At 42.3% G+C, this 326-nt stretch carries 1 pseudogene; it reads right to left on the bottom strand.

Annotated elements, in window-relative coordinates:
* Nucleotides 1-281 (bottom strand): annotated as a pseudogene (locus tag AACR11_RS00110) (IS110 family transposase); the annotation flags it as partial.
* Between the last annotated feature and the right edge of the window lie 45 nt (nucleotides 282-326).

Here is a 326-nt window from a genome sequence, read left to right as displayed (position 1 = left end):
GCGTCATTTTTTCCTGTTCGACCCGACAATCGATAAGGGGAAACAAACTTCGGAGCAATCAGTCGAACTTCATGTCCTATCTTTTCAAAGGTCCGAGCCCAAAAATGAGCACTGCTACAAGCTTCCATTCCAATCAAACATGGTGGCATGTTTGCTACGGTTTCTAATAACTTAGCCCGACTTACTTTGGGTTTGCAAAGAACAGTATGACCTTTGTGGTCAACGCCATGTAGTGCAAACACATTCTTTGCCAGGTCAATGCCTAATACAGTCACAGCCATGTTAGTTTCTCCGTGTGAAATGGTTAAATTATCATCTCAAAACTT

This window comes from Vibrio sp. L85 (assembly GCF_963871815.1).
GTDB lineage: Bacteria > Pseudomonadota > Gammaproteobacteria > Enterobacterales > Vibrionaceae > Vibrio > Vibrio harveyi.
Note: the sequence above shows the minus strand (reverse complement) of the source record. Positions and strands in the feature narration are given on the sequence as shown.